We start from the raw sequence: 19,763 nt of genomic DNA, 5'->3' as shown, positions 1-19,763 counted from the left end.
CAAAAGCTGCACACGTCATGCAACAGTATAACTGATAGCCAGACTTAATTGATGCGATAAATTTTTAACTTTCCTGTTAGCAACCCTTACGAAAAATTAGGAGCCGCCAACGTGACCGAAACGTCCCCGGAAACCCTGCAACAGATGTTCGCGGACCGCTATAGCGATGCGCCACCCGAGGCGCCGATCGACAAGGACGCGGGTTTGCTTCACTCGATGGCCGGGCGTGGGTCTTGCCGGGCGTTTCAGGCGCGCGCCGTTGCGCCGGAGCTGCTCGACGTACTCTGCGCTGTCGCCCTCGCCGCGCCGACCAAGAGCGACCTGCAGCAGCGCGATATCATCCTCTTGCGCTCGCCTGCCCGCCGGCAACAGCTCGCCACACTCGTATCCGGCCAGCCCTGGATCGCCGAGGCCCCGATGATCGCGGTCTTTTGCGGCAACAACCGGCGGCAACGGTTGCTGCACGACTGGCATGACATCCCCTTCGCCAACGACCACCTCGACGCCTTTTTCAACGCGGTGGCGGATGCGGCGATTGCCCTGGGGGCCTTCGTCACGGCGGCGGAGGCCATGGGCCTTGGATGTTGCCCGATCAGCGCGGTGCGGAACGAGGCCGAGGGTGTCTCGGCGCTTCTGAACCTGCCCGCGCATGTGTTTCCCTTGGCTGGGCTGGCCATCGGATATCCCGCAGATCGACCAACCATCGCCAAGCGCCTGCCCCTCCGGATCACCTGCCATGTCGATCAATACCGCGAAAGTGAGCTCAAGGCAGCGGTTCAGGCCTATGACGCGGATCGCGCGACCGCACAGCCCTATGATAGCCAAAGGCTTGTCGAAACCTTAGGGGAAAAGGAAACCTATGGCTGGTCCGACGACAAGGTCAGACAGTATAGCCAGCCCGAACGGGCCGATTTCGGGGCCTATGTCCGGGCGCGGGGTTTCTGCCTCGACTGATCCGCGTCATCGCCCCGCGATGCGGCACCCTAGCGTGACAGGTCCGTGATCACGGCGGTGCCGGGCGGGGTTGGCCCGCGCATTGCGCGCAACTCCTCACTGGCGCCCGAAAGCGGGATCTCCCGGGCCACCATCGGACTCAGGTCCACCGCACCCCGCTCGATCATCCCGAGGAGCGACGGATATTTCCACGCAGGCATGCCGCGCGTTCCGAAAAAGGCCAGCTGCTTGCTGTAGATCGCGCGCATGTTGATTTCCATCCGTCCGTCCCCTGCCGGCATCCCGACATGGACATGCCGCCCGAGCGTCGCAAGGCATTCGACGGAGACATTGGTTGTCGTCTCGATCCCGAGGGCTTCGACCGACACCTGCGCGCCGCCGCCGGTGATCTCGCGGATCGCCGAGGCGGCATCGACCTCGGCCGCGTTGACGGCAGCATCCGCCCCAAGCTGCGTGGCATGGGAGAGCTTTTCGGCGACGATATCGACCACAACAACCCGCGCGCCCAGCATCTTGGCCAGAAGAAGCGCCGCCAGGCCGATCCCGCCGGTGCCGTGAATGGCAACCCACTCTCCAGCGCGGAGATTGGCGCGATCAGTCAGGGCATGCCAGGCGGTGGTCACCCGGCATCCCAGCCCCGCCGCCAAGGCGGGCGACATGGTTTCCGGCAGGTGCACAAGGTTATGATCGAACGGCACCGCGACAAACTCGGCATAGGCCCCCGGCGTGCCAAAACCCGGTACGATGGCCTTTTCGCAGGCATTCGAGACCCCGCTGCGGCATTCGGCGCAGCCCCCGCAGGCCAGAATGAACGGCGCAATCAGGCGATCCCCGAGCTTGTACTGCGCATTCGGTCCGGCCTCGACGACGGTTCCGCAATATTCATGTCCGAGGATCGAGCCACTCTCGACCTTTGGATGGCCCCCGACCCAGCCGTGGTAATCCGACCGGCACACGCCGCAGGCCGCAACCTGCAAAACGACGCCGTTCTCCGGGCAACGCGGGTCGGGCACGGTCTCGATCGAAAGATCCTCGTTGAATTCCCTGACAACAGCAGCCCGCATCACACTCCCCCTTTTCCGATGCCCTGACCCATTTCGTTACCTGCAAACGCATGAAACGCAAAGCAAAAGCCACGCGACCTTCATGCGCCTTACCCCCGTGGCTTTGCCAATTGCCATTCAAGGTTTGCCCGCACTGCGGGCCATTCGCCGGGGATGATCGAATAGACGGCTGTGTCGCGCAAGCTACCGTTTTCCATGATCATGTGGTTGCGCAAGATGCCGTCCAGTTTCGCACCCAGCCTTTCAATGGCGCGGCGCGATTGGACATTCATGAAATGCGTGCGGAATTCGACGGCCATGCAGTCCAGGACGTCAAACGCATGAGTGAGCAGCATGAGCTTGCATTCGGTATTGACCGGCCCACGCTGCGCCGATTTACCAAGCCAGGTCGAGCCTATTTCAACCCGCCGGTTGGCCGCGTCGATATTCATATAGGTGGTCATGCCGACCGCGCGGCCGGTTGTGTCGAGGATCGCAAAAGGCCGCATCGTCGGCAGCGCCAGGCGGCGGTCAATCTCGGCCGGGACGCCATCGGGTGTGGGGATCATCGTGTACCAAAGGCCCTGCAAGCCGGATGCGGCCCGGGCCAGGTCATCGGCATGGCTCTGGCTCAAAGGCTCAAGAACCGCATGGGTGCCGGTCAGGGTAACGGGATCGGGCCACATATCGGGGCCTCATCGTAAAGGGCGCCCCACCCCGCCTGCAAAACAGGCGGAGTGGGAGGATAGTTTTAGCCGAAGACCTTGGTCAGCGCCTTGTCGGTCGCCGCAACGATTTCGTCAATGTCGTCCTTGGTCGCGATCAGCGCGGGCGAGTAGCACAGCGTGTTGTTCAGACCCGGCAGCGACCGATTGGTCGCACCAATCACGACGCCCTGCGCCATGCAGTCAGCCACAACCGCCTGAACCAGCTTTTCATCCGCCGCTTCCTTGGTCGACCGGTCGGCCACTAGTTCAGCGCCGAGGAACAGGCCCTTCCCACGCACCTGACCGATCACGCCGTGCTTGTCCTGCAGCGCGTGCAACTGGTCGAGCATGTAGTCGCCCATGGCCACGGTGTTTTCGAGCAGGTTCTCCTCTTCGATGATCGCCATGTTCTCAAGCGCCGCGGCGGGACCGGCGGTGCAGCCACCAAAGGTCGAGATATCGCGGAAATAGTTCATCGGGTCGGTCGCGTCGTCGCGGAAGAGCTCGAACACTTTCTCGTTGGTGACGCAGCAGGCAATCGCCGCATAGCCCGAGGCGACACCCTTGGCCATGGTCACGAAATCGGGTTCGATCCCGTAATGCTGATAGCCGAACCATGTGCCGGTGCGGCCCACACCGCAAACGACTTCGTCGATATGCAGCAGGATATCGTATTTCTTGCAGATCTCCTGCACGCGGGGCCAGTAGCCCTCGGGCGGGACGATCACACCGCCACCGGCGGTCACCGGCTCAAGGCAGAGCGCGCCGACGGTATCGGGGCCTTCGCGCAGGATGACCTCTTCGATGGCGTTGGCGGCGGCGATGCCATATTCTTCACCGCTCAGATCCCATTGCGCCCGGTATTCAAGGCAGTGCGGCACTTCGACGAAACCCGGGGTGTAGGGGCCGTATTGTGCGCCACGCTCGGGCTGACCACCAGCGGACAAGGTGGTGATGGTGGTGCCGTGGTAATCACGCTCACGGAACAGGATCTTGTGCTTCTTGCCGCCGAAACGCTTATGCGCGATCTGGCGAACCATTTTGAACGCCTTCTCATTCGCCTCGGAACCGGAGTTGGTGTAGTAAACGCGGCTCATGCCCGGCATCTTCTCGATCAGTTTTTCCGAGAAAAGCGCGCCCGGGATCGACCCGGCGGAGCCCGCGAAATAGGGCAGCTTGATCAGCTGGTCACGCACGGCATTGGCGATCCGCTCGCGGCCATAGCCCACGTTGACGGTCCAGACACCGCCCGAGACCGCATCGAGGTGCTCTTTGCCCTTCTGGTCCCAGACCCGCATGCCGCGGCCTTCGACGATGATCCGCGGATCGGCCTTGGGGTCCGGCCCGGTGAAGGGTTGGTGTTGGATCAGGTGGTGCCAGACATGGGCACGGTCCGCCTCCACAACCTTGCTGATGTCATTGTCCAGAACTTTGCCGTCCATGTCAGATCTCCATCGGTTAAAGCCCGGCGCATCGACCGGGCGCATTCATTTGAGCGCGAAGCGTTTTCCAAGCCGTATCAGGGGTCAGAATCGTGATTTCTGATAGGGCCAGTTTTGATCTTTGTTTATTACCAGAAATCGCAGGAAAATGACAAGAATAGGCGTAAACCCTTGTTTGCAAGGTCGATTTCAGCGGTTGGTGTCAACAAGCGCGGTCTGTCACAGATGCCGGGCAAACCGCAGCATGGCCGCGCCCGCCAGGGTAAGCGCCGTTGAGACCAGCTTGGCCAGGTCAAGACGTTCCTTGAGGAAGAAGACACCGATCAGGAGGGCGAAAATGATGCTGGTTTCCCGCAAGGCCGTGACTAGGGCGATGGGCGCCTGCGTGAAGGCCCAGATGACAAGCGCAAACGCGATGAAAGAAGCACTGCCGCCCATCAATCCGCGCCATTTCTGGGTCTTGAGCGCGGTTCGAACCACCGCAGGACGCCAAAGCAGCATCGTCGTGGTGAACCCGATGGTCGAGCCGCAGGCCAGCCAGCCATAGAAACCAATCGCCGACCCCGAAACCCTTGCCCCCAACCCATCGACCAGCGAATAGGCGGCGATGAAACACCCGGTTACGAGAGCCAGCGCCGCCGCATTCAGGTTACGCTGACCGCCATCCTTGCGCACCAAGGCCAGGCTGATGATCCCGATGCCGATGGTCGTCACGCCGAGGATTTCCGGCACGGTCAGCACCACGCCCAGAAATCCAACCGACACGCCGGCGACGATCAGCGGTGCCACCCCCCGTGCAATTGGGTAAACTTGGCTCAGGTCGCCGATGCGGTAGGCCAGGGTCAGAAAGATCTGGTAGCCCACGTGAAGCGCGATGCCCGCGAAGAGATAGGGCAGGCTTTCGACCGCCGGCAAGGGAAAGCATGCGGCGGCAATCATCGCCAGCGGCGCCTGGCCCATCATCACGGCGCTCATGCCCACAAACTTGTCATCGCCGGATTTCAGCAGGGCATTCCACAAAGCGTGCAGGAAGGCCGCCGCGATGACCACGATGAAAACGGTCGTCGTCATTTTGGCCCCCCGGGCGGGGTGTCATGACCGCCAGTCAAAAAACCCATCTCCGGCTTCGTTCAAAAGGGTCTCCGCCATGGCGCGGCCAAGCTCTGCGCCATCCTCGACGGGCGCGCTGCGATCATCGCTCAGGCTTTCGCTGCCATCGGGGCGCAGGATCTCGCCGCGCAGGCGCAACGTGCCGCTGTCCAGTTCGGCCAGCGCGGCAATAGGTGTTTCACAAGAGCCATCGAGCGTGGCCAGGAAGCTCCGTTCCGCCGTCAGACGCTGGCCCGTGTCGCCATCATGAATGGCCGCAAGCATGTCGGCGGCGCGGTGATCCTCGGCCCGCCGTTCGATGCCAATGGCGCCCTGCGCGACCGCGGGCAGCATCACGTCGGGTTCGATCGCCGCAGTCGCAACCCCGGCCTGCCCCAGCCGGTTCAGTCCCGCCATCGCGAGGAAGGTGCAGGCCGCCACACCGTCCTCGAGCTTCTTCAACCGGGTCTGCACGTTGCCGCGAAACTCGACCACGTCGAGATGCGGATAGGCCACCAGAACCTGCGCCTTGCGCCTGAGCGATGACGTCCCCACTTTCGCCCCCTCCGGCAGATCGCCCAATGAGGCAACGGAAGAAGAGACAAACGCATCTCGCACGTCCTCACGCGGCAGCAGACAGTCGATCACAAGCCCATCGGGTTGCAGGACCGGCATGTCCTTCATCGAATGGATCGCGATGTCGATCGCCCCGGATAACAGGGCCTCTTCGATTTCCTTGGTGAAAAGGCCCTTGCCACCGATCTCCTTCAGCGGACGGTCGGCGGCGATCATGGCACGGTTATCACCGGTGGTCTTGATGACAACGATCTCAAACGCCTCTTCCGGCAGGTCGAACGCGACCGAGAGCCGTTTGCGAGTCTCATACGCCTGCGCCAGGGCCAGCGGAGAGCCGCGGGTACCCAGTTTCATCGGTTTGTTCGGAGAGGGGAGATCGAAGGTCATGGCCAAGGTCTAGCCCCCGGTTCCGGGGGTTGCAAGACTGAGCGGTTGACATCCCCCGCTGTCAAGGCGACCAAACACATGAAGCGGAGGAATGACATGGCCGGGCAAAAGACGATTCTCAAGGCGCTTGCGGGTGAGGTGCAGGATGTGCCGCCGATCTGGATGATGCGGCAGGCGGGCCGCTACCTGCCCGAATACCGCGCCACCCGGGCCGAGGCCGGGGATTTCCTCTCGCTCTGCTACAACAGCGACCTGGCGACCGAAGTGACGTTGCAACCCATTCGCCGTTACGGTTTTGATGCGGCCATCCTCTTTGCCGATATCCTGCTGGTGCCGCAGGCGCTTGGCGCGGATTTGTGGTTTGTCACCGGCGAGGGGCCGCGCCTCTCGACAATCACGGATCAGGCGGGTGTTGATGCGCTGAAACCTACGGCGGATATCCACGAAACGCTTGCGCCCATATATCAGACCGTGCGCAACCTCGCCGGGGCCCTGCCGTCCGAGACCACGCTTATTGGGTTCGCGGGTGCCCCCTGGACCGTTGCGACCTACATGATCGCCGGACGCGGCACCCCGGACCAGGGCCCGGCCCATGCGCTCAAGGATGAAAACCGCCCGGTATTCGAAGCACTGCTCGCGCGGATAACCGAGGCCACGATCGAATACCTCTCGGCACAGATCGACGCCGGTGCCGAGGTGGTTAAACTGTTCGACAGTTGGGCCGGATCGCTCAAAGGCGCGGATTTCGACAAATACGCCACCGAACCTGCGCGCGAAATCATTGCGGCGCTGAAAGAGCGTCATCCCGACGTGCCTGTCATCGCCTTCCCGCGCGAGGCGGGGGAGAAATATGTCGGGTTCCACGCGGCCTCCGGCGCCGATTGCGTGGCGCTGGACAATTCCGTCAGCCCCGATTGGGCCGCCGAACAGGTGCAAAAGGACGGCTGCGTGCAGGGCAACCTGGCCTCGTCACATATGGTCACGGGTGGGGACGCGCTGGTGCGTGAGACGCGCGCCATTGTCGAGGCGTTCGGAAAGGGTCCGCATATCTTCAATCTTGGCCACGGCATCACACCGGATGCGGACCCGGACAATGTGCAGCGGATGATCGACGCGGTGCGTGGCGGCTGACACGGTTATTTCAGCACGATCACATTGCGCCGGGCGCTGCCGGACTTGGTGTCCTCGATGGCCTCGTTGATCTGTTCAAGGGTCCAGCGGTTCGAGATCAACTCGTCCAGTTTCAGGCGCCCCTGCCGGTACATGTCGATCATCCACGGGATATCGCGGCGGATGACCGTATCGCCCATCTTGGACCCAAGCATCCCCTGCCCGGTCGCTGCGAAATTAACCGGCTCAAAGCGCGACGTGGCACCCGAATGCGGCATGCCCACCATGATCACGCGACCCCCTCCGGCGAGGTATCGCGGCGCCTGGTCGTAGGCCGGGATGGCGCCCACGGTGACAATGACCGCATCCGCCCCGCGCCCCATCGCCTTTTTCGCCGCCCGCCAGGGTTTTTCATGCGTGGCCAGCACACCGTCGGTTGCCCCGAATTCAATTGCGGTGTCGAGCTTGTCCTCGCTCATGTCGACGGCAACGATGCGGCGGGCGCCTGCGATGCGCGCCCCTTGGATGGCGTTGAGACCGACACCGCCCGCGCCGATCACCACGACATCCTGCCCGGCGCGCAGGCCGGCGGCATTGACCACCGCGCCGACGCCCGTAATGACACCGCAGGACAAAAGGCTGGCCGTGTCCATCGCCATGTCTGCGGGGATCGCCACGACCTGGCTCTGGTCCACCACGACCTTCTCCGCGAAGGCCCCGCAAGCCATGGCCTGATGCAGCTTGCCGCCATCGGCGGTCTTCAGCGGACCGAGATCACCATCATAAGGCGTTTCGCAGGTGGTGGGGTTGCCTGCGCCGCAGCTTGGGCAGTGCCCGCAAGCGCGGATCAGGGTCACGACCACCGCATCGCCCGGGCTCAGCCCGGCCACGCCGGGGCCAACCGCGCTGATCCGTCCGGCGGCCTCGTGCCCATAGACCGCAGGCAAGGATCCGCCCCAGCCGCCCTCGGCAAAGATGATGTCCGAATGACAGATCGCGACCGCCTCAAGCGCCACCTCCACTTCGCCGGTTTCCGGCGCGCGCAGTTGCACCTCCTGAATTTCGAGCGGCTTCCCGAACTCGGTACAAACGGCGGCCTTGATGGTTTGCATAGGATATCTCCGGACAGAAGTTTGGCCCAGCAGACCCCGGATCGCAGGACGGTGCAAGGCGGAATGCGACCTCAGGCCGGTCGGCTTTGGCTTCTTTTGTGCGGACAGGTCATGAAGAGCGCGAGCCCGATAACCGCAAGCACCAGGGACGCAAGGAAAGGCGCCCCCGGCAGGTAGATATCGGCCCCTGGCGCGGTGGCGGCGGCGAAAACACTCGTCATCAGCATCGGCGCCACGATCAGGGCTAGGGCGTTGACGCTGGTCAGGATGCCTTGCAGTTCCCCCTGCGCATCGGCGGGGGATTGGCGTGACATCTGCGATTGCAGGGCCGGCGCGGCCATCGCGGCCAGGGCGGCCAGCGGGGTAAAGGCAAGGGCAACCGCACCACTGGTGACAAAGGCCATCAAGGTGAACGAAACGATGCCGAATATGAAGCCCGCGACAATCGTCCGCAACTCGCCAAACCGTGCGAGGGTAATGCGGATCAACCCGCCTTGGACCAGGGCCATCGAGATACCGAAGGCGGCCAATGACAGGCCGATCATCCGCGTATCCCAGTCAAACCGTGCCTGGGTGAAATAGGCCCAAATCACCGGATAGACGTTGAAGGACAGCTGATAGAGGAAATAGACCGCCAGCAGGCGGCGCAACCCCGGCAGGGCCGAGATGTTTTTCAGCGCGCCCAAGGGGTTGGCGCGGCGCCATTCGAACGGTCGGCGGGTCTCGTCGGTGACGGTTTCGGGCAAGATGAAACAGCCGAAGACGAAATTCGCCGCCGCCAGCGCCGCCGCCGCATAGAACGGTGCGCGCGTTCCAAGATCGCCCAGGAGGCCGCCGATCACCGGGCCGAGGATGAAACCGACGCCGAAAGCCGCGCTCACAAGGCCGAACTGCGCGCCGCGTTTCTCGGGTGGGGTCGTGTCGGCCATGAACGCCGCAGCGGTGGATTGCGTGGCCGCGGTAATACCGCCGATCAGGCGCACCAGCAGCAGGAGCCAGATCGACCCCGCCAGCGCCATCACCAGGTAATCCACGGCCATGACAAATAGCGAGGTGAGCAGCACCGGGCGGCGTCCAAACCGGTCCGACAGGTTGCCAACGGTCGGACCAAAGAGGAATTGCATGACCGCAAACCCGGTCGACAGGATGCCACCCCAAAGTGCGGCATCGGCGAGCGATCCGCCGCGCACCTCGAGGATCAGGTTGGGCATGACCGGGATGATCAGCCCGATGCCCATGGCGTTGATGACCAGCGTGATCAGGATGAAGAGTGTCGGCAATCGCCGCTGCATGGCCCCTCCGGCGCGGTGGTTGGCTCAGCCTAAAGCGGGGTGGTGACGTTGCAAGCGATTTGTGCGCGGCGCCGTCTGGCCCCGCGCAAGATGTTTGACGGGCCTTAGATCACCGCGCGGAAAAGCCCCGCGAAGTTGTCCAGGGTCAACTCCACCGGGTTGCCGCCGCAGCTTGGGTCTTCAAGCGCCATCGCGGCCAGTTCATCAATCCGGTCATCGCCCACGCCCATGTCACGCAGTTTGCGCGGGATGCCAAGGCTGTCGTTGAACTCCTGCACGAAAGCCTGGAACCCCGCGAAACCACCAGACACGCCCAGATAGGATGCGGCGAGGTCGAACCGGTCGCGGATCGCATCGGCATTGAGGTCCAGCACCGCAGGCATGCAGACCGCGTTCGTGGTGCCATGGTGGGTGTTGTAGACAGCGCCAATCGGGTGACTCAGCGCGTGGATCGCCCCAAGACCCTTCTGAAACGCGGTGGCCCCCATGGCGGCGGCGGACATCATGTTCGCCCGCGCCTCGATATCCGTGCCGTCCGCATAGGCGCGCGGCAGGTTGTCGATCACCAGCCGCATCCCTTCCAGCGCAATGCCCTGGCTCATCGGGTGGTAATGCGGGCTCGAAAACGCCTCGACACAATGGGCAAAGGCATCAAGCCCGGTGCCTGCGGTGATGAATTTCGGCATCCCCACGGTCAGTTCCGGATCGCAAATGACGACGGCGGGCAAGACCTTGGGGTGAAAGATGATCTTCTTCACATGGGTCTCGGAATTCGTGATGACCGACGCGCGGCCCACTTCCGATCCGGTTCCCGCCGTGGTGGGTACCGCAACGATGGGCGCGATTGCATCGGCATCCGCGCGCGTCCACCAATCGCCGACGTCTTCGAAATCCCAAACGGGCCGCGTCTGCCCTGCCATGAAGGCGACCATCTTGCCCAGATCAAGCCCAGATCCGCCGCCAAAGGCAATCACCCCGTCATGCCCGCCGGCCTTGTAGGCCGCCACCCCGGCGTCGAGGTTTTTCTCATTCGGGTTCGGGTCCACATCGCTGAACATGCCACGGCCCAAACCAGCGGCCTCCATGATATCAAGCGCGCCTTGGGTGACGGGCAGACCCGCCAACCCCTTGTCGGTCACCAGCAGGGGTTTCTTGATCCCTGCCGCGGCGCAGGCCTCAGGCAGTTCCTTGATCCGGCCAGCGCCGAATTTCATCGCGGTCGGGTAGGACCAGTTTCCAGTGAGGCTCATGATGTCACCTTTTTCAGATGGTAGGATTTAGGACGTGTCAGGTTGTGATAGCCAATGACCGAAAGGCCCCCGCCCCGGCCGGTATCCTTGCACCCGGTCCAGCATAGGCCGGGATCAAGGTAGTCGGCGCGGTTCATGAAGACGGTGCCAGTCTCGATCCGGTCCCCCACCCGCGCGGCCCGGTCCAGGTCACGGGTCCAGAGGCTGGCGGTCAGACCAAACTGGCTGTCATTCATCAGGGCGATGGCCTCCTCGTCATTCTTGACCGGCATGATGCCCACAACGGGGCCGAAACTCTCATCGCGCATCACCCGCATGTCATGGGTGACGTTGGTCAGGATCTGCGGTGTGAGGTAAGCCGCGCCATCATCTTCGGCGAAGGTCTCGATATGGGCCGTTGCACCATCGGCCAGCGCCTCGTCAATCTGCGCCCGGACCTCTTGGGCAAAACGCACATTGGCCATCGGACCGATGGACGTCTCCGGGTCCAGCGGGTTGCCCAGCTTGTAGCCATTCACAATCGCCACAGCCTTTTCGACGAAGGCTTCAAACAGGCTTTCATGCACGTAAATCCGCTCGATCCCGCAGCAGCACTGGCCGGAGTTGAACATCGCCCCGTCGATCAGCGTATCGACCGCTGCGTCAAGGTCCGCGTCCTCCATGACATAGCCCGGGTCCTTGCCGCCAAGCTCGGTTCCGACGCCGGTAAACGTCCCCGCCGCCGCGCTTTCCATCGCCTTGCCGCCGCCCACCGAGCCGGTGAAATTGACAAAGTCAAACGCGCGGTCGGCGATGAGGGCGGAGGTCGTGTCATGGTCCAGAAACACGTTCTGGAACACGTCTTCGGGGACACCGGCGGATTGAAACGCCTGCGCCATGCGCTCGCCCACCAGAAGCGTCTGCGTGGCATGTTTCAACACCACCGTATTCCCGGCAATCAGCGCGGGCGCGACCGTGTTGATCGCGGTCATGTAAGGGTAATTCCAGGGGGCGACGACGAAGACAACGCCTTGGGGAACGCGTTTGATGTATCGTCTAAAACTCTCGTCCTCGCCCACCTGGATATCGGCCAGCGCCTCGGCGGCGATCTGACCCATATGGGTTGCACGTTCATTGAAGCCGCCGAATTCGCCGCCATAGCGGATCGGACGGCCCATCATATGCGCCAGTTCCGGCACGATCTCGTCATTCATCGCGCCCACGGCGGCCACACCGGCCATCACCAGATCAATACGCTCCTGCAACGGTCGCGCCGCCCAGGCCGCCTGCGCCGACCGCGCGCGTTCAGCCACCGCCATCGCCGCGTCGCGCGACAGCACCTCGCGTTCCGCAAAAACCGATCCGTCAATCGGCGAGATACATTTCAGGCTCTGGCCCATGTCATCCTCATCTTCCGGAAAAGGGAGACACCCCTTTTCATCTTGCCAAAAATACTCACATCCACCCGCGTCAGGCGCGCTCGAACCCGCGGGCAATCTCATAGTCGGTCACCACGCGGTCAAAATCCTCGATCTCCACCTCGGCGGCGCGCACATAGTGGTCCACCACGTCATCGCCCATCGCCGCGCGCAACATGGCGGAACCCTTGAGCGTCGCCATCGCATCACGCAGGGTTTGCGGGATCATACCGGTGTCGCCCTCGTAAGCGTCGCCGGAAAACGGCGGATCAAGCGTTAATTCCTCCTCGATCCCGGCAATACCGGCGGCAATCTGCGCCGCCATGGCCAGGTAAGGGTTGAGGTCCGACCCGCCGACCCGGCATTCCACGCGCACCGCCTTGGTTCCATCCCCACAGAGGCGGAAGCCCGCGGTGCGGTTGTCCACCGACCAGATCGTGCGCGTCGGCGCAAAAGACCCCTTCTGGAACCGCTTGTAGCTGTTGATATAGGGCGCCAGGAAATAGGTGAAATCGGGCGCATATTTCAAAAGCCCCGCCATGTAGTTCTTCATCAGCGCCGACATGCCGAGCTTGTCATCGGCGTCATAAAAGGCCGGTTTGCCATCCTGCCACAGCGACTGATGCACATGGCTTGAGCTGCCCACCTTGTCATGATGCCATTTCGGCAGGAATGTCGCCGCATGGCCCTGCTGCCAGGCGATTTCCTTGACCGCGTTCTTGGCAATCGTGTGGTAATCCGCCGTGTCCATGGCGGCGGCATATTTGATGTTCAGCTCTTCCTGCCCGGTCTCGGCCTCACCCTTGGAATTTTCGACCGGGATCCCCGCGGCGTAGAGGTGATTGCGGATGGGCCGCATCACATGCTCTTCCTTGGTGGTCTGCAGTATCGCGTAATCTTCGTTATAGCCCGAAATCGGCTCCAGATCGCGGAACTTTTCCTTGCGGATCTGGTCAAAACTCTTCTCGAAGAGGAAAAACTCCAACTCGGTCGCCATCATGGCGTCGAAACCCATCGCCTCGAGCCGCTTGAGTTGCTTCTTGAGCACCGCGCGGGGCGAATGCGGCACGTCCTCATGGGTGTGGTGGTCGAGCACATCACACAGCACCATCACCGTTCCCTCAAGCCAGGGTACCGGCCGTAAAGTGCTCAAATCCGGCTTCATCACGTAGTCACCGTAACCCGATTGCCAGCTTGTCGAGGCATAGCCATCGGGCGTCGCCATCTCCAGGTCCGTGGCCAGCAGGTAGTTGCAGCAATGGGTTTCCTCATAGGCCCCATCCACGAAATGCGCCGCGTGAAAGCGTTTGCCCATCAACCGGCCCTGCATATCGACCAGGCAAGCAAGAACCGTGTCCACCTCGCCCGAGGCGGTTTGGGCTTTCAGATCATCAAAACTCAGGCTCATTTTCGCGGATCCATGTCATGAAGGGTCAAATGGGGTCCGGCCCCGGGGAAAACCCGGGACCGAAAAGGATCAAAAGGGGGCTCAGCCGTTCGTGTAGGGCGGGCCAGCCTGGTTGATGACCGAGTTGTACTCGCTGAAGATATTGATGATCTTCTGCTGGATCTCACCCTCTTCGGCGATCTCTTTCCAGAAGTCCTTGGCAGCGTTTTCCACTTCGGCCCATTCCTCCGCAGGCACCGTGCGCAGTTCCAGCTTGTCGCCATTGGCACGCAGCGCGGCTTCGCCACCCCAGTACCACTGGTTGCGATAGGTATGCCCGGCCTCGGTCGCGGCCATGACAAGCTGCTTGAGGTGATCCGGCAGGTCCGCCCAGCGTTGCTGATTGACGAACCACGACCCGATCCAGGCGCCCGAGATGTTGTTGGTCAGGAAGTAGTCGGTGACGTCCGCCCAGCCCACGGTGTAATCCTCGGTGATGCCCGACCAGGCCATGCCGTCAAGCTCACCCGTTTGCACCGCCACTTCGGCATCTTCATACGGAATGTTCACCGGTACGACGCCGAATTTCGACAGGAAGCGGCCCGCGGTCGGGAAGGAATAGAGCTTGAGCCCGTCGAGATCGGCAACCGATTTGATTTCCTTCTTGGTGTTGAAGTTGCACGGGTCCTGACCCGCGGCCGAAATCCACTGCACACCAACTTTTTCGTATTCCGAGCGCCAGATATCCGCGAGGCCGTACTGATTGAACAGCACCGGCACATCGAGGATGTGCTTGGTCGCGAAGGGGAAGTAGCCGCCGAACTGCCTGAGCGGCGTGGGCGAGGCCATCGAGTCGTCGTCCGAATGTACCGCGTCAATGGTACCGCGTTGCAGCGCCTGGAAAAGCTCGCCGGTGGGGACGATCTGATCGGCGTAGAAAAGCTCGATCTCCATCTCGCCATTGGCGGCGTTGTTGACGTAGTCGACCATCGGCTTGGTCACATGCTCACCCAGGGCCGACCCGGCATAGGTCTGGAACCGCCACTTGATCGGGGCCTGGGCCTTTACGACCGCGGGGGTGGCCAATGTGGCCGCGGCGCCGATACCGGCGGTGGTTAGAAACTTTCTTCTCGTCGTCATCACTTCTCTCCTGTTGTTTTGCTCGACAATTGTCGCTCCGTTATCGGAGTTCTCAATAATTCCTATTTTCCATAGACATATTCCGGCAGCCACAGCGCCACTTGCGGGAACATCATCACCAGGGCCAGCGCCACCGCCATCACCAGGACGAAGGGAATGATCGACCGGTAGATGTCGTAGATCGTGATCTCGGGCGGGGCCATCGCGCGCATGAGGAAGAGGTTATAGCCGAAGGGCGGGGTCATGTAGGCGATCTGGCAGGTGATCGTGTAGAGGACGCCATACCAGACCAGGTCGAAGCCAAGCGCACCCACCAGCGGCACGTAGAGCGGCGCCACGATCACCAGCATCGCCGTGTCGTCGAGGAATGTTCCCATGACGATAAAGCTGAGCTGCATCAGGATCAGGATCATGATCGGCGACAGGCCCATTTTCTCGGTAAAGAGGCTCTCGATCGCCTTCACGGCACCGAGGCCGTCAAAGACCGCGCCAAAGGCGAGCGCCGCGAGGATGATCCACATGAACATGCAGGAGATGCCAAGGGTGTTGCGCACGCTGGTCTCGAACACGGTCCAGGTCATGCGGCGCTTGAGGACGGCAGCGATGAAGGCGGCCATCGCGCCGATGGCAGAGCTTTCGACCAGCGAGGTCCAGCCCTTCACGAAAGGCACCATCATCGAAAAGAAGATCACCAGCGGCAGGAGGCCTGCGCCCAGAAGGCGCAGTTTCTCGGGCCAGCCGACATCACGCTCTTCCTTCGGCAGGACCGGGCCGAGTGACGGCGTGATCTTGCAGCGGATGGCGATGTAGATCACGAACATCGCGGCCATCATCAGCCCCGGCAGCACACCGGCCAGCCAAAGCTGCCCCACCGGTTGACGCGCGATCATCGCGTAAAGGACCAGCACGACGGAGGGTGGCACGAGGATACCGAGGGAAGACCCGGCCTGGATCACCCCGGTGACCATACGTTTGTCATATCCCCGCTTCAGCAGTTCCGGCAGTGCGATCGTGGCGCCGATGGCCATGCCCGCCACACTCAGCCCGTTCATGGCCGAAATCAGCACCATCAGCCCGATCGTACCAATCGCCAGACCACCAGAAAGGCCGCCCATCCAGACATGGAACATCTTGTAGAGATCGTCGGCAATCCGGCTTTCGCTGAGGATGTAGCCCATGAAGATGAACATCGGCAGGGTCAGAAGCGGATACCATTTCATCAGCTTGATCGCGGCGGCAAAGCCCAGATCATACCCGCCCCGATCCCCCCAGAGCAGCAGCGCCGCGACGACGGCAACGAAGCCGATGGCACCAAACACGCGCTGACCGGTGAAGAGCATCACCATCATGGTCGAGAACATCAGAAGTGCGATCATTTCATAGGACATCAGATGTCATGCCCCTTGATGCGCAACACGTCCTTGCAGAGTTCCGAGACCGCTTGCAGCAGCATCAGGAAGATACCGATGATCATGATGAACTTGATCGGCCACATATAGGGGCGCCAGGCGGAAGGGCTGCGCTCAAGATGGCCGATCTCTGCGGCAACCGCATCGGGTCCGCCGGTGAAGAACGCCCCGATGAGCGAGCCGAAGAAGCCAAAAGGCTCGCCGGAGAAATCGCCAAGCGAATAGGCGGTTGAGCTGATCCCGCCCCAGAGCAGAATGATGAGGTAGAAGATCAGGAAAAACACCGTCATCGCATCGACCCAGGCCCGGCGCCGGTCGGTCCATGAGCCGTAGAAGAGGTCCATCCGCACGTTTGATCCCAACTGGATCGAATAAGGCCCGCCCAGCATGTAGTAGGCCACCATGCAGAACTGCGCCATTTCAAGCGTCCAGAGCGTCGGCACAAAGAAAGTCTTGGACACAGAGGACCATAACAGCACGCCGATCATGGCAAAGACGCCATACATGACGATCCGGCCGATAAACCGGTTCATCGCATCGACGCGGCGGATATAGCCAAAGACCAGCCTAGGCACGGATGGCTCCTTCGGGCGATACGGTCTTCAAGGCAGGCCAGAGCAGCCGGAGCAGTTCATCCGCGATGATCTGTTCGTCCCGCTGGCTTTGCAGAAGGTCATTGCGCACCTCGAGCATGACATTGGCCAACCCGTTGGCCTGACCGTGAATGCGCAGGGAATGCGTGACCCCGTCCGCGGGGCCGTAGGGCTCATTCCGCTCGATCCGGCGGTTCGGCAACAGGGGGGCGTTGTCCAGCATCGCATCGGCAAGGCGGCTATCGTCGTCATGCAGGATGCCGATCTCGACAGCGCGCGGCCTGTCGAAATAGACCGGCGTGAAACTGTGGATCGTCACCAGGAAGGTGGGCAGGCCCGCCGCCTTGCGTTCGTTGACGATCTGCGTGACCGCGTTGCAGAACGGGCGATAGACATTCGCGACACGTTCCTGGATCGCGGCGCGTGGCAGGTTGCGATTGCCGGGGATGTCATATTTCTCCGACCGCTCTGGCATGGCCGACGGCGAGCTTGGCGGCCGGTTACAATCATAGACCAGGCGTGACACGCACGACGCCACCATCGGCGCATCCAGTGTCGATGACATCAACGCCCCGACGGCGCGCGCACCCGGATCCCAGGCGGCATGACTTTCGCGCACGTCATCGGTCAGGCCAAGACCGCCATACCGCGCAGGGATATGGTTCGAGGCATGTTCACACAGGATCAGCGCCGCCCCCGCACCATGCGGATTGAGCACCTCGACTGCTTGTGATTTGTCGGAGGCCTGGCCGCCAGACATTCGCATCTCCCCATTCCTTGGAAATATCTTTTCTCAACACCCGTATTGTGTCAATATATTTTCAGGCACTTTTCGACCCTTGGAGAAATATTTACAAAAGACAGATATCCAGGCCTCTGACGGCACCCCGAGACAAGGAACGATTTTGACGAACCCAACCGCCACCGTACGCGAACTTCTGCGCGAACATTACGCAACGCTGACCCAGTCCGAGCGCAAGTTCGCCAATTCACTGCTTGAGAATTACCCGGCGGCGGGGCTCGCCTCGATCACCATCGTGGCGGAGAATGCGGGGGTCTCGACCCCGACCGTCGCCCGCATGGTGCAGAAACTCGGGTTCAAAGGCTATCCGCATTTCCACAAGTCCCTGCTCAAGGAACTTCAGGCCAAGGTTTCAGGTCCGACGCAACGGCGTGAGAACTGGGCCAGTGACGCGCCGGAATCGCATATGCTCAACCGGTTTTCGCAGGCGGTGACGCAAAACCTCGAGCAGACCTTTTCCAACGTGGACACCGACAAGTTCGACGCAGCGGTCAAGCAACTGGCCGATACCGACGGCCGCCTCTATGTCGCCGGTGGGCGGATCACCCGTGCACTTGCGGATTACGCCTTCACCCATTTTCAGGCGATCCGGCAGCGGGTCACACATATGACCGCCTCCTCGGCAACCTGGCCGCACTATGTGCTCGACATGATCGAGGGTGACACGCTTTTGATGTTCGACGTGCGGCGCTATGAAACCAACCTGCAGAACCTGGCCAAACTGGCGGCGGATCGCGGTGTGCGGGTCATCCTCATCACCGATCAATGGGCGTCACCGGTCGCGGCGCAGGCGACGTTTACGTTCAACTGCTGGGTCGAAATTCCTTCGGCCTGGGATTCGAATATCTCAACAATGATGTTGCTTGAGGCGCTGATCGCCGCCACGCAGGAAGAGAAATGGCCCGAAACCCGCGACCGTTACGAACGGCTGGACGAGCTTTTCGACGTGACACGCCTCTTTCGAAAGTTCAACTGAGCCGCGGGTCCGCCTATTCGGACGCCACCATTGTCCCCAGCCAATCGTTCAACCAGATCCGGCCGGCATTCACCGTGTCGACATAGGAATTCAACACACCGGCCAGTGCCGGGACGTTTTCCGACAGCGTGGGCGCCAGGATGTAAAGTACCACCAGCACCAGGACCAGCAACACAACGCGCCGGAACCCCGCGCCAAAGCCGCCCTTGCCCGCAGGAGCGGCACCGGCTGTCCCGTCACCGGCCTGTTCCGCCTCGGCGCGGACGCTTTCGGAGTCGAGAGATGAGTTGATTTCGTCAATATCCGGCAACAGGTTGCGGCGTGAAATCAGGCCGGGATCGGGCTCAGGCGTCTCCACCTCCTCCGCGCTGTCTTCGGGCAGGCCGCGCATCCGCGCCATCCGGGACTTGGCCTGCTGCGACCTCTGATCTTCGTCGTCGGACGAGCCGTCCAGCCCAAGGTCGGGCTGCGTCTCCAGGCCGCCACTCTCGGCGGCACGCGCTTCTTCCTCGCGGGAGGCTTCTTCGCGCAAAATGTCGGCAATCGACGGGTCCAGCCCGCGCCGCGATGGCATCTCGGGACTCTCTTCTGCGGGGTGATCGTCACCTTCGTCACCCTCGTCTTCCGTCGGCTCCGCCAGCTCTTCTGGCTCTTCGGGCGGCGTCTCGGGTTCGTCGGGCGCGCCCTCTTCAGCAACTTCCGGCTCCGCGGGCTCGTCAGCCTCCGGCACCGGTTCATCCTCGGGCTCAGAAGGCTCATCCGCCACGTCATCCGATCCGTCAGCCTCGGGCGCAACATCATCCGCCGTCTCTTCTTCGGGGCTGTCCCATCCGGGATGTGGCGCCTCGGCGGCCTCGGTGTCTTCCTCGGTTTGCTGACTGGGGTGCGTTTGGAACCAGGTATCGCCGCAATTCGAACATTGCACATCGCGGCCCGTTTCAGGGATTACCTCATCCGGGACTTCGTACTGAGCCCCGCAATTCGGACAAGTCAGCCTCATGTTGCCCCCTGTTGCCTGCTGCCGTTGTCCGGCACAACTCCGTGGCGCCACCTTATGCCGGAAAATCACGCCGGAAAAGGACAAACAAAATCGCCCC

Annotated in this window: 18 protein-coding genes; 3 read left to right on the top strand and 15 right to left on the bottom strand. The window is 62.0% G+C overall.

All coding sequences use genetic code 11. The annotated features are described in order from the left end of the window. The first annotated feature begins 111 nt into the window (after nucleotides 1–111). Complete coding sequence (locus RBB29_RS13920; RefSeq protein WP_306114699.1) at nucleotides 112–954, top strand: nitroreductase family protein; 843 nt, start codon at nucleotides 112–114, stop codon at nucleotides 952–954. 29 nt (nucleotides 955–983) lie between these two features. Here RBB29_RS13920 and RBB29_RS13915 read toward each other — a convergent pair whose 3' ends face one another. The 5 genes from RBB29_RS13915 to hemC form a co-directional block, all read right to left on the bottom strand. Next, nucleotides 984–2,018: a zinc-binding dehydrogenase gene (locus tag RBB29_RS13915; RefSeq protein ID WP_306114700.1), complete on the bottom strand. Its 1,035-nt coding sequence runs from the start codon at nucleotides 2,016–2,018 to the stop codon at nucleotides 984–986. Nucleotides 2,019–2,107: 89 nt separating this feature from the next. Beyond that, complete coding sequence (locus RBB29_RS13910; RefSeq protein WP_306114701.1) at nucleotides 2,108–2,683, bottom strand: GNAT family N-acetyltransferase; 576 nt, start codon at nucleotides 2,681–2,683, stop codon at nucleotides 2,108–2,110. Nucleotides 2,684–2,748: 65 nt separating this feature from the next. Then, a complete protein-coding gene (locus RBB29_RS13905; protein WP_306114702.1) occupies nucleotides 2,749–4,146 on the bottom strand; it encodes an aspartate aminotransferase family protein in 1,398 nt (465 codons plus the stop codon). 219 nt (nucleotides 4,147–4,365) lie between these two features. Then, nucleotides 4,366–5,217 (bottom strand): DMT family transporter, encoded by an 852-nt coding sequence (locus RBB29_RS13900; RefSeq protein WP_306114703.1) that lies wholly within the window; start codon nucleotides 5,215–5,217, stop codon nucleotides 4,366–4,368. 21 nt (nucleotides 5,218–5,238) lie between these two features. Beyond that, a complete protein-coding gene (gene hemC / locus RBB29_RS13895) occupies nucleotides 5,239–6,198 on the bottom strand; it encodes a hydroxymethylbilane synthase (protein ID WP_306114704.1) in 960 nt (319 codons plus the stop codon). Between the two features lie 96 nt (nucleotides 6,199–6,294). Here hemC and hemE point away from each other — a divergent pair, with 96 nt between their 5' ends. Continuing rightward, on the top strand, nucleotides 6,295–7,329 hold the full coding sequence (hemE, locus tag RBB29_RS13890) for a uroporphyrinogen decarboxylase (RefSeq protein WP_306114705.1): 1,035 nt from the start codon (nucleotides 6,295–6,297) through the stop codon (nucleotides 7,327–7,329). A 5-nt stretch (nucleotides 7,330–7,334) separates the two neighbouring features. Here hemE and RBB29_RS13885 read toward each other — a convergent pair whose 3' ends face one another. The 9 genes from RBB29_RS13885 to RBB29_RS13845 all read right to left on the bottom strand — a co-directional run bounded on the left by RBB29_RS13885 (nucleotide 7,335) and on the right by RBB29_RS13845 (nucleotide 17,648). After that, nucleotides 7,335–8,420, bottom strand: coding sequence for a Zn-dependent alcohol dehydrogenase (locus tag RBB29_RS13885; protein WP_306114706.1), 1,086 nt, complete (start codon nucleotides 8,418–8,420; stop codon nucleotides 7,335–7,337). A gap of 71 nt (nucleotides 8,421–8,491) precedes the next feature. Then, nucleotides 8,492–9,712 (bottom strand): TCR/Tet family MFS transporter, encoded by a 1,221-nt coding sequence (locus tag RBB29_RS13880; RefSeq protein WP_306114707.1) that lies wholly within the window; start codon nucleotides 9,710–9,712, stop codon nucleotides 8,492–8,494. A 104-nt stretch (nucleotides 9,713–9,816) separates the two neighbouring features. Then, complete coding sequence (locus tag RBB29_RS13875; protein WP_306114708.1) at nucleotides 9,817–10,962, bottom strand: iron-containing alcohol dehydrogenase; 1,146 nt, start codon at nucleotides 10,960–10,962, stop codon at nucleotides 9,817–9,819. Further along, complete coding sequence (locus RBB29_RS13870; RefSeq protein WP_306114709.1) at nucleotides 10,959–12,341, bottom strand: aldehyde dehydrogenase family protein; 1,383 nt, start codon at nucleotides 12,339–12,341, stop codon at nucleotides 10,959–10,961. Before RBB29_RS13870 ends, RBB29_RS13875 begins: the two co-directional genes overlap by 4 nt. Nucleotides 12,342–12,411: 70 nt before the next feature. Further along, complete coding sequence (locus RBB29_RS13865; RefSeq protein WP_306114710.1) at nucleotides 12,412–13,767, bottom strand: glutamine synthetase family protein; 1,356 nt, start codon at nucleotides 13,765–13,767, stop codon at nucleotides 12,412–12,414. Nucleotides 13,768–13,848: 81 nt separating this feature from the next. After that, nucleotides 13,849–14,886: a TRAP transporter substrate-binding protein gene (locus tag RBB29_RS13860; protein ID WP_306114711.1), complete on the bottom strand. Its 1,038-nt coding sequence runs from the start codon at nucleotides 14,884–14,886 to the stop codon at nucleotides 13,849–13,851. A 62-nt stretch (nucleotides 14,887–14,948) separates the two neighbouring features. Continuing rightward, a complete protein-coding gene (locus tag RBB29_RS13855) occupies nucleotides 14,949–16,274 on the bottom strand; it encodes a TRAP transporter large permease subunit (protein ID WP_306114712.1) in 1,326 nt (441 codons plus the stop codon). Next, nucleotides 16,274–16,870, bottom strand: a complete 597-nt coding sequence (locus tag RBB29_RS13850) for a TRAP transporter small permease subunit (protein WP_306114713.1) — start codon at nucleotides 16,868–16,870, stop codon at nucleotides 16,274–16,276. Before RBB29_RS13850 ends, RBB29_RS13855 begins: the two co-directional genes overlap by 1 nt. Beyond that, nucleotides 16,863–17,648 (bottom strand): N-formylglutamate amidohydrolase, encoded by a 786-nt coding sequence (locus RBB29_RS13845; protein ID WP_306114714.1) that lies wholly within the window; start codon nucleotides 17,646–17,648, stop codon nucleotides 16,863–16,865. Before RBB29_RS13845 ends, RBB29_RS13850 begins: the two co-directional genes overlap by 8 nt. 145 nt (nucleotides 17,649–17,793) lie before the next feature. Here RBB29_RS13845 and RBB29_RS13840 point away from each other — a divergent pair, with 145 nt between their 5' ends. Then, the gene (locus RBB29_RS13840) at nucleotides 17,794–18,666 is read left to right on the top strand and encodes a MurR/RpiR family transcriptional regulator (protein ID WP_306114715.1); all 873 of its coding nucleotides are present in this window, start codon (nucleotides 17,794–17,796) and stop codon (nucleotides 18,664–18,666) included. 13 nt (nucleotides 18,667–18,679) lie between these two features. On the opposite strand, the gene RBB29_RS13835 is transcribed toward RBB29_RS13840, so the two are convergent. Further along, on the bottom strand, nucleotides 18,680–19,666 hold the full coding sequence (locus RBB29_RS13835) for a zinc-ribbon domain-containing protein (protein WP_306114716.1): 987 nt from the start codon (nucleotides 19,664–19,666) through the stop codon (nucleotides 18,680–18,682). Nucleotides 19,667–19,763 lie beyond the last annotated feature (97 nt).

This window comes from Roseovarius sp. MMSF_3359, from assembly GCF_030733385.1.
Taxonomy (GTDB): domain Bacteria; phylum Pseudomonadota; class Alphaproteobacteria; order Rhodobacterales; family Rhodobacteraceae; genus Roseovarius.
This window is presented reverse-complemented; position numbering and strand designations above follow the sequence as displayed.

Bases quoted from the DNA above. Each gene is read 5' to 3' on its own strand.
- RBB29_RS13875 (WP_306114708.1), bottom strand. From the start codon at position 10,962: ATGAGCCTCACTGGAAACTGGTCCTACCCGACCGCGATGAAATTCGGC.
- hemE (WP_306114705.1), top strand. From the start codon at position 6,295: ATGGCCGGGCAAAAGACGATTCTCAAGGCGCTTGCGGGTGAGGTGCAG.
- RBB29_RS13910 (WP_306114701.1), bottom strand. From the start codon at position 2,683: ATGTGGCCCGATCCCGTTACCCTGACCGGCACCCATGCGGTTCTTGAG.
- RBB29_RS13835 (WP_306114716.1), bottom strand. From the start codon at position 19,666: ATGAGGCTGACTTGTCCGAATTGCGGGGCTCAGTACGAAGTCCCGGAT.
- RBB29_RS13885 (WP_306114706.1), bottom strand. From the start codon at position 8,420: ATGCAAACCATCAAGGCCGCCGTTTGTACCGAGTTCGGGAAGCCGCTC.
- RBB29_RS13915 (WP_306114700.1), bottom strand. From the start codon at position 2,018: ATGCGGGCTGCTGTTGTCAGGGAATTCAACGAGGATCTTTCGATCGAG.
- hemC (WP_306114704.1), bottom strand. From the start codon at position 6,198: ATGACCTTCGATCTCCCCTCTCCGAACAAACCGATGAAACTGGGTACC.
- RBB29_RS13900 (WP_306114703.1), bottom strand. From the start codon at position 5,217: ATGACGACGACCGTTTTCATCGTGGTCATCGCGGCGGCCTTCCTGCAC.
- RBB29_RS13905 (WP_306114702.1), bottom strand. From the start codon at position 4,146: ATGGACGGCAAAGTTCTGGACAATGACATCAGCAAGGTTGTGGAGGCG.
- RBB29_RS13845 (WP_306114714.1), bottom strand. From the start codon at position 17,648: ATGTCTGGCGGCCAGGCCTCCGACAAATCACAAGCAGTCGAGGTGCTC.
- RBB29_RS13865 (WP_306114710.1), bottom strand. From the start codon at position 13,767: ATGAGCCTGAGTTTTGATGATCTGAAAGCCCAAACCGCCTCGGGCGAG.
- RBB29_RS13870 (WP_306114709.1), bottom strand. From the start codon at position 12,341: ATGGGCCAGAGCCTGAAATGTATCTCGCCGATTGACGGATCGGTTTTT.
- RBB29_RS13860 (WP_306114711.1), bottom strand. From the start codon at position 14,886: ATGACGACGAGAAGAAAGTTTCTAACCACCGCCGGTATCGGCGCCGCG.
- RBB29_RS13880 (WP_306114707.1), bottom strand. From the start codon at position 9,712: ATGCAGCGGCGATTGCCGACACTCTTCATCCTGATCACGCTGGTCATC.
- RBB29_RS13855 (WP_306114712.1), bottom strand. From the start codon at position 16,274: ATGTCCTATGAAATGATCGCACTTCTGATGTTCTCGACCATGATGGTG.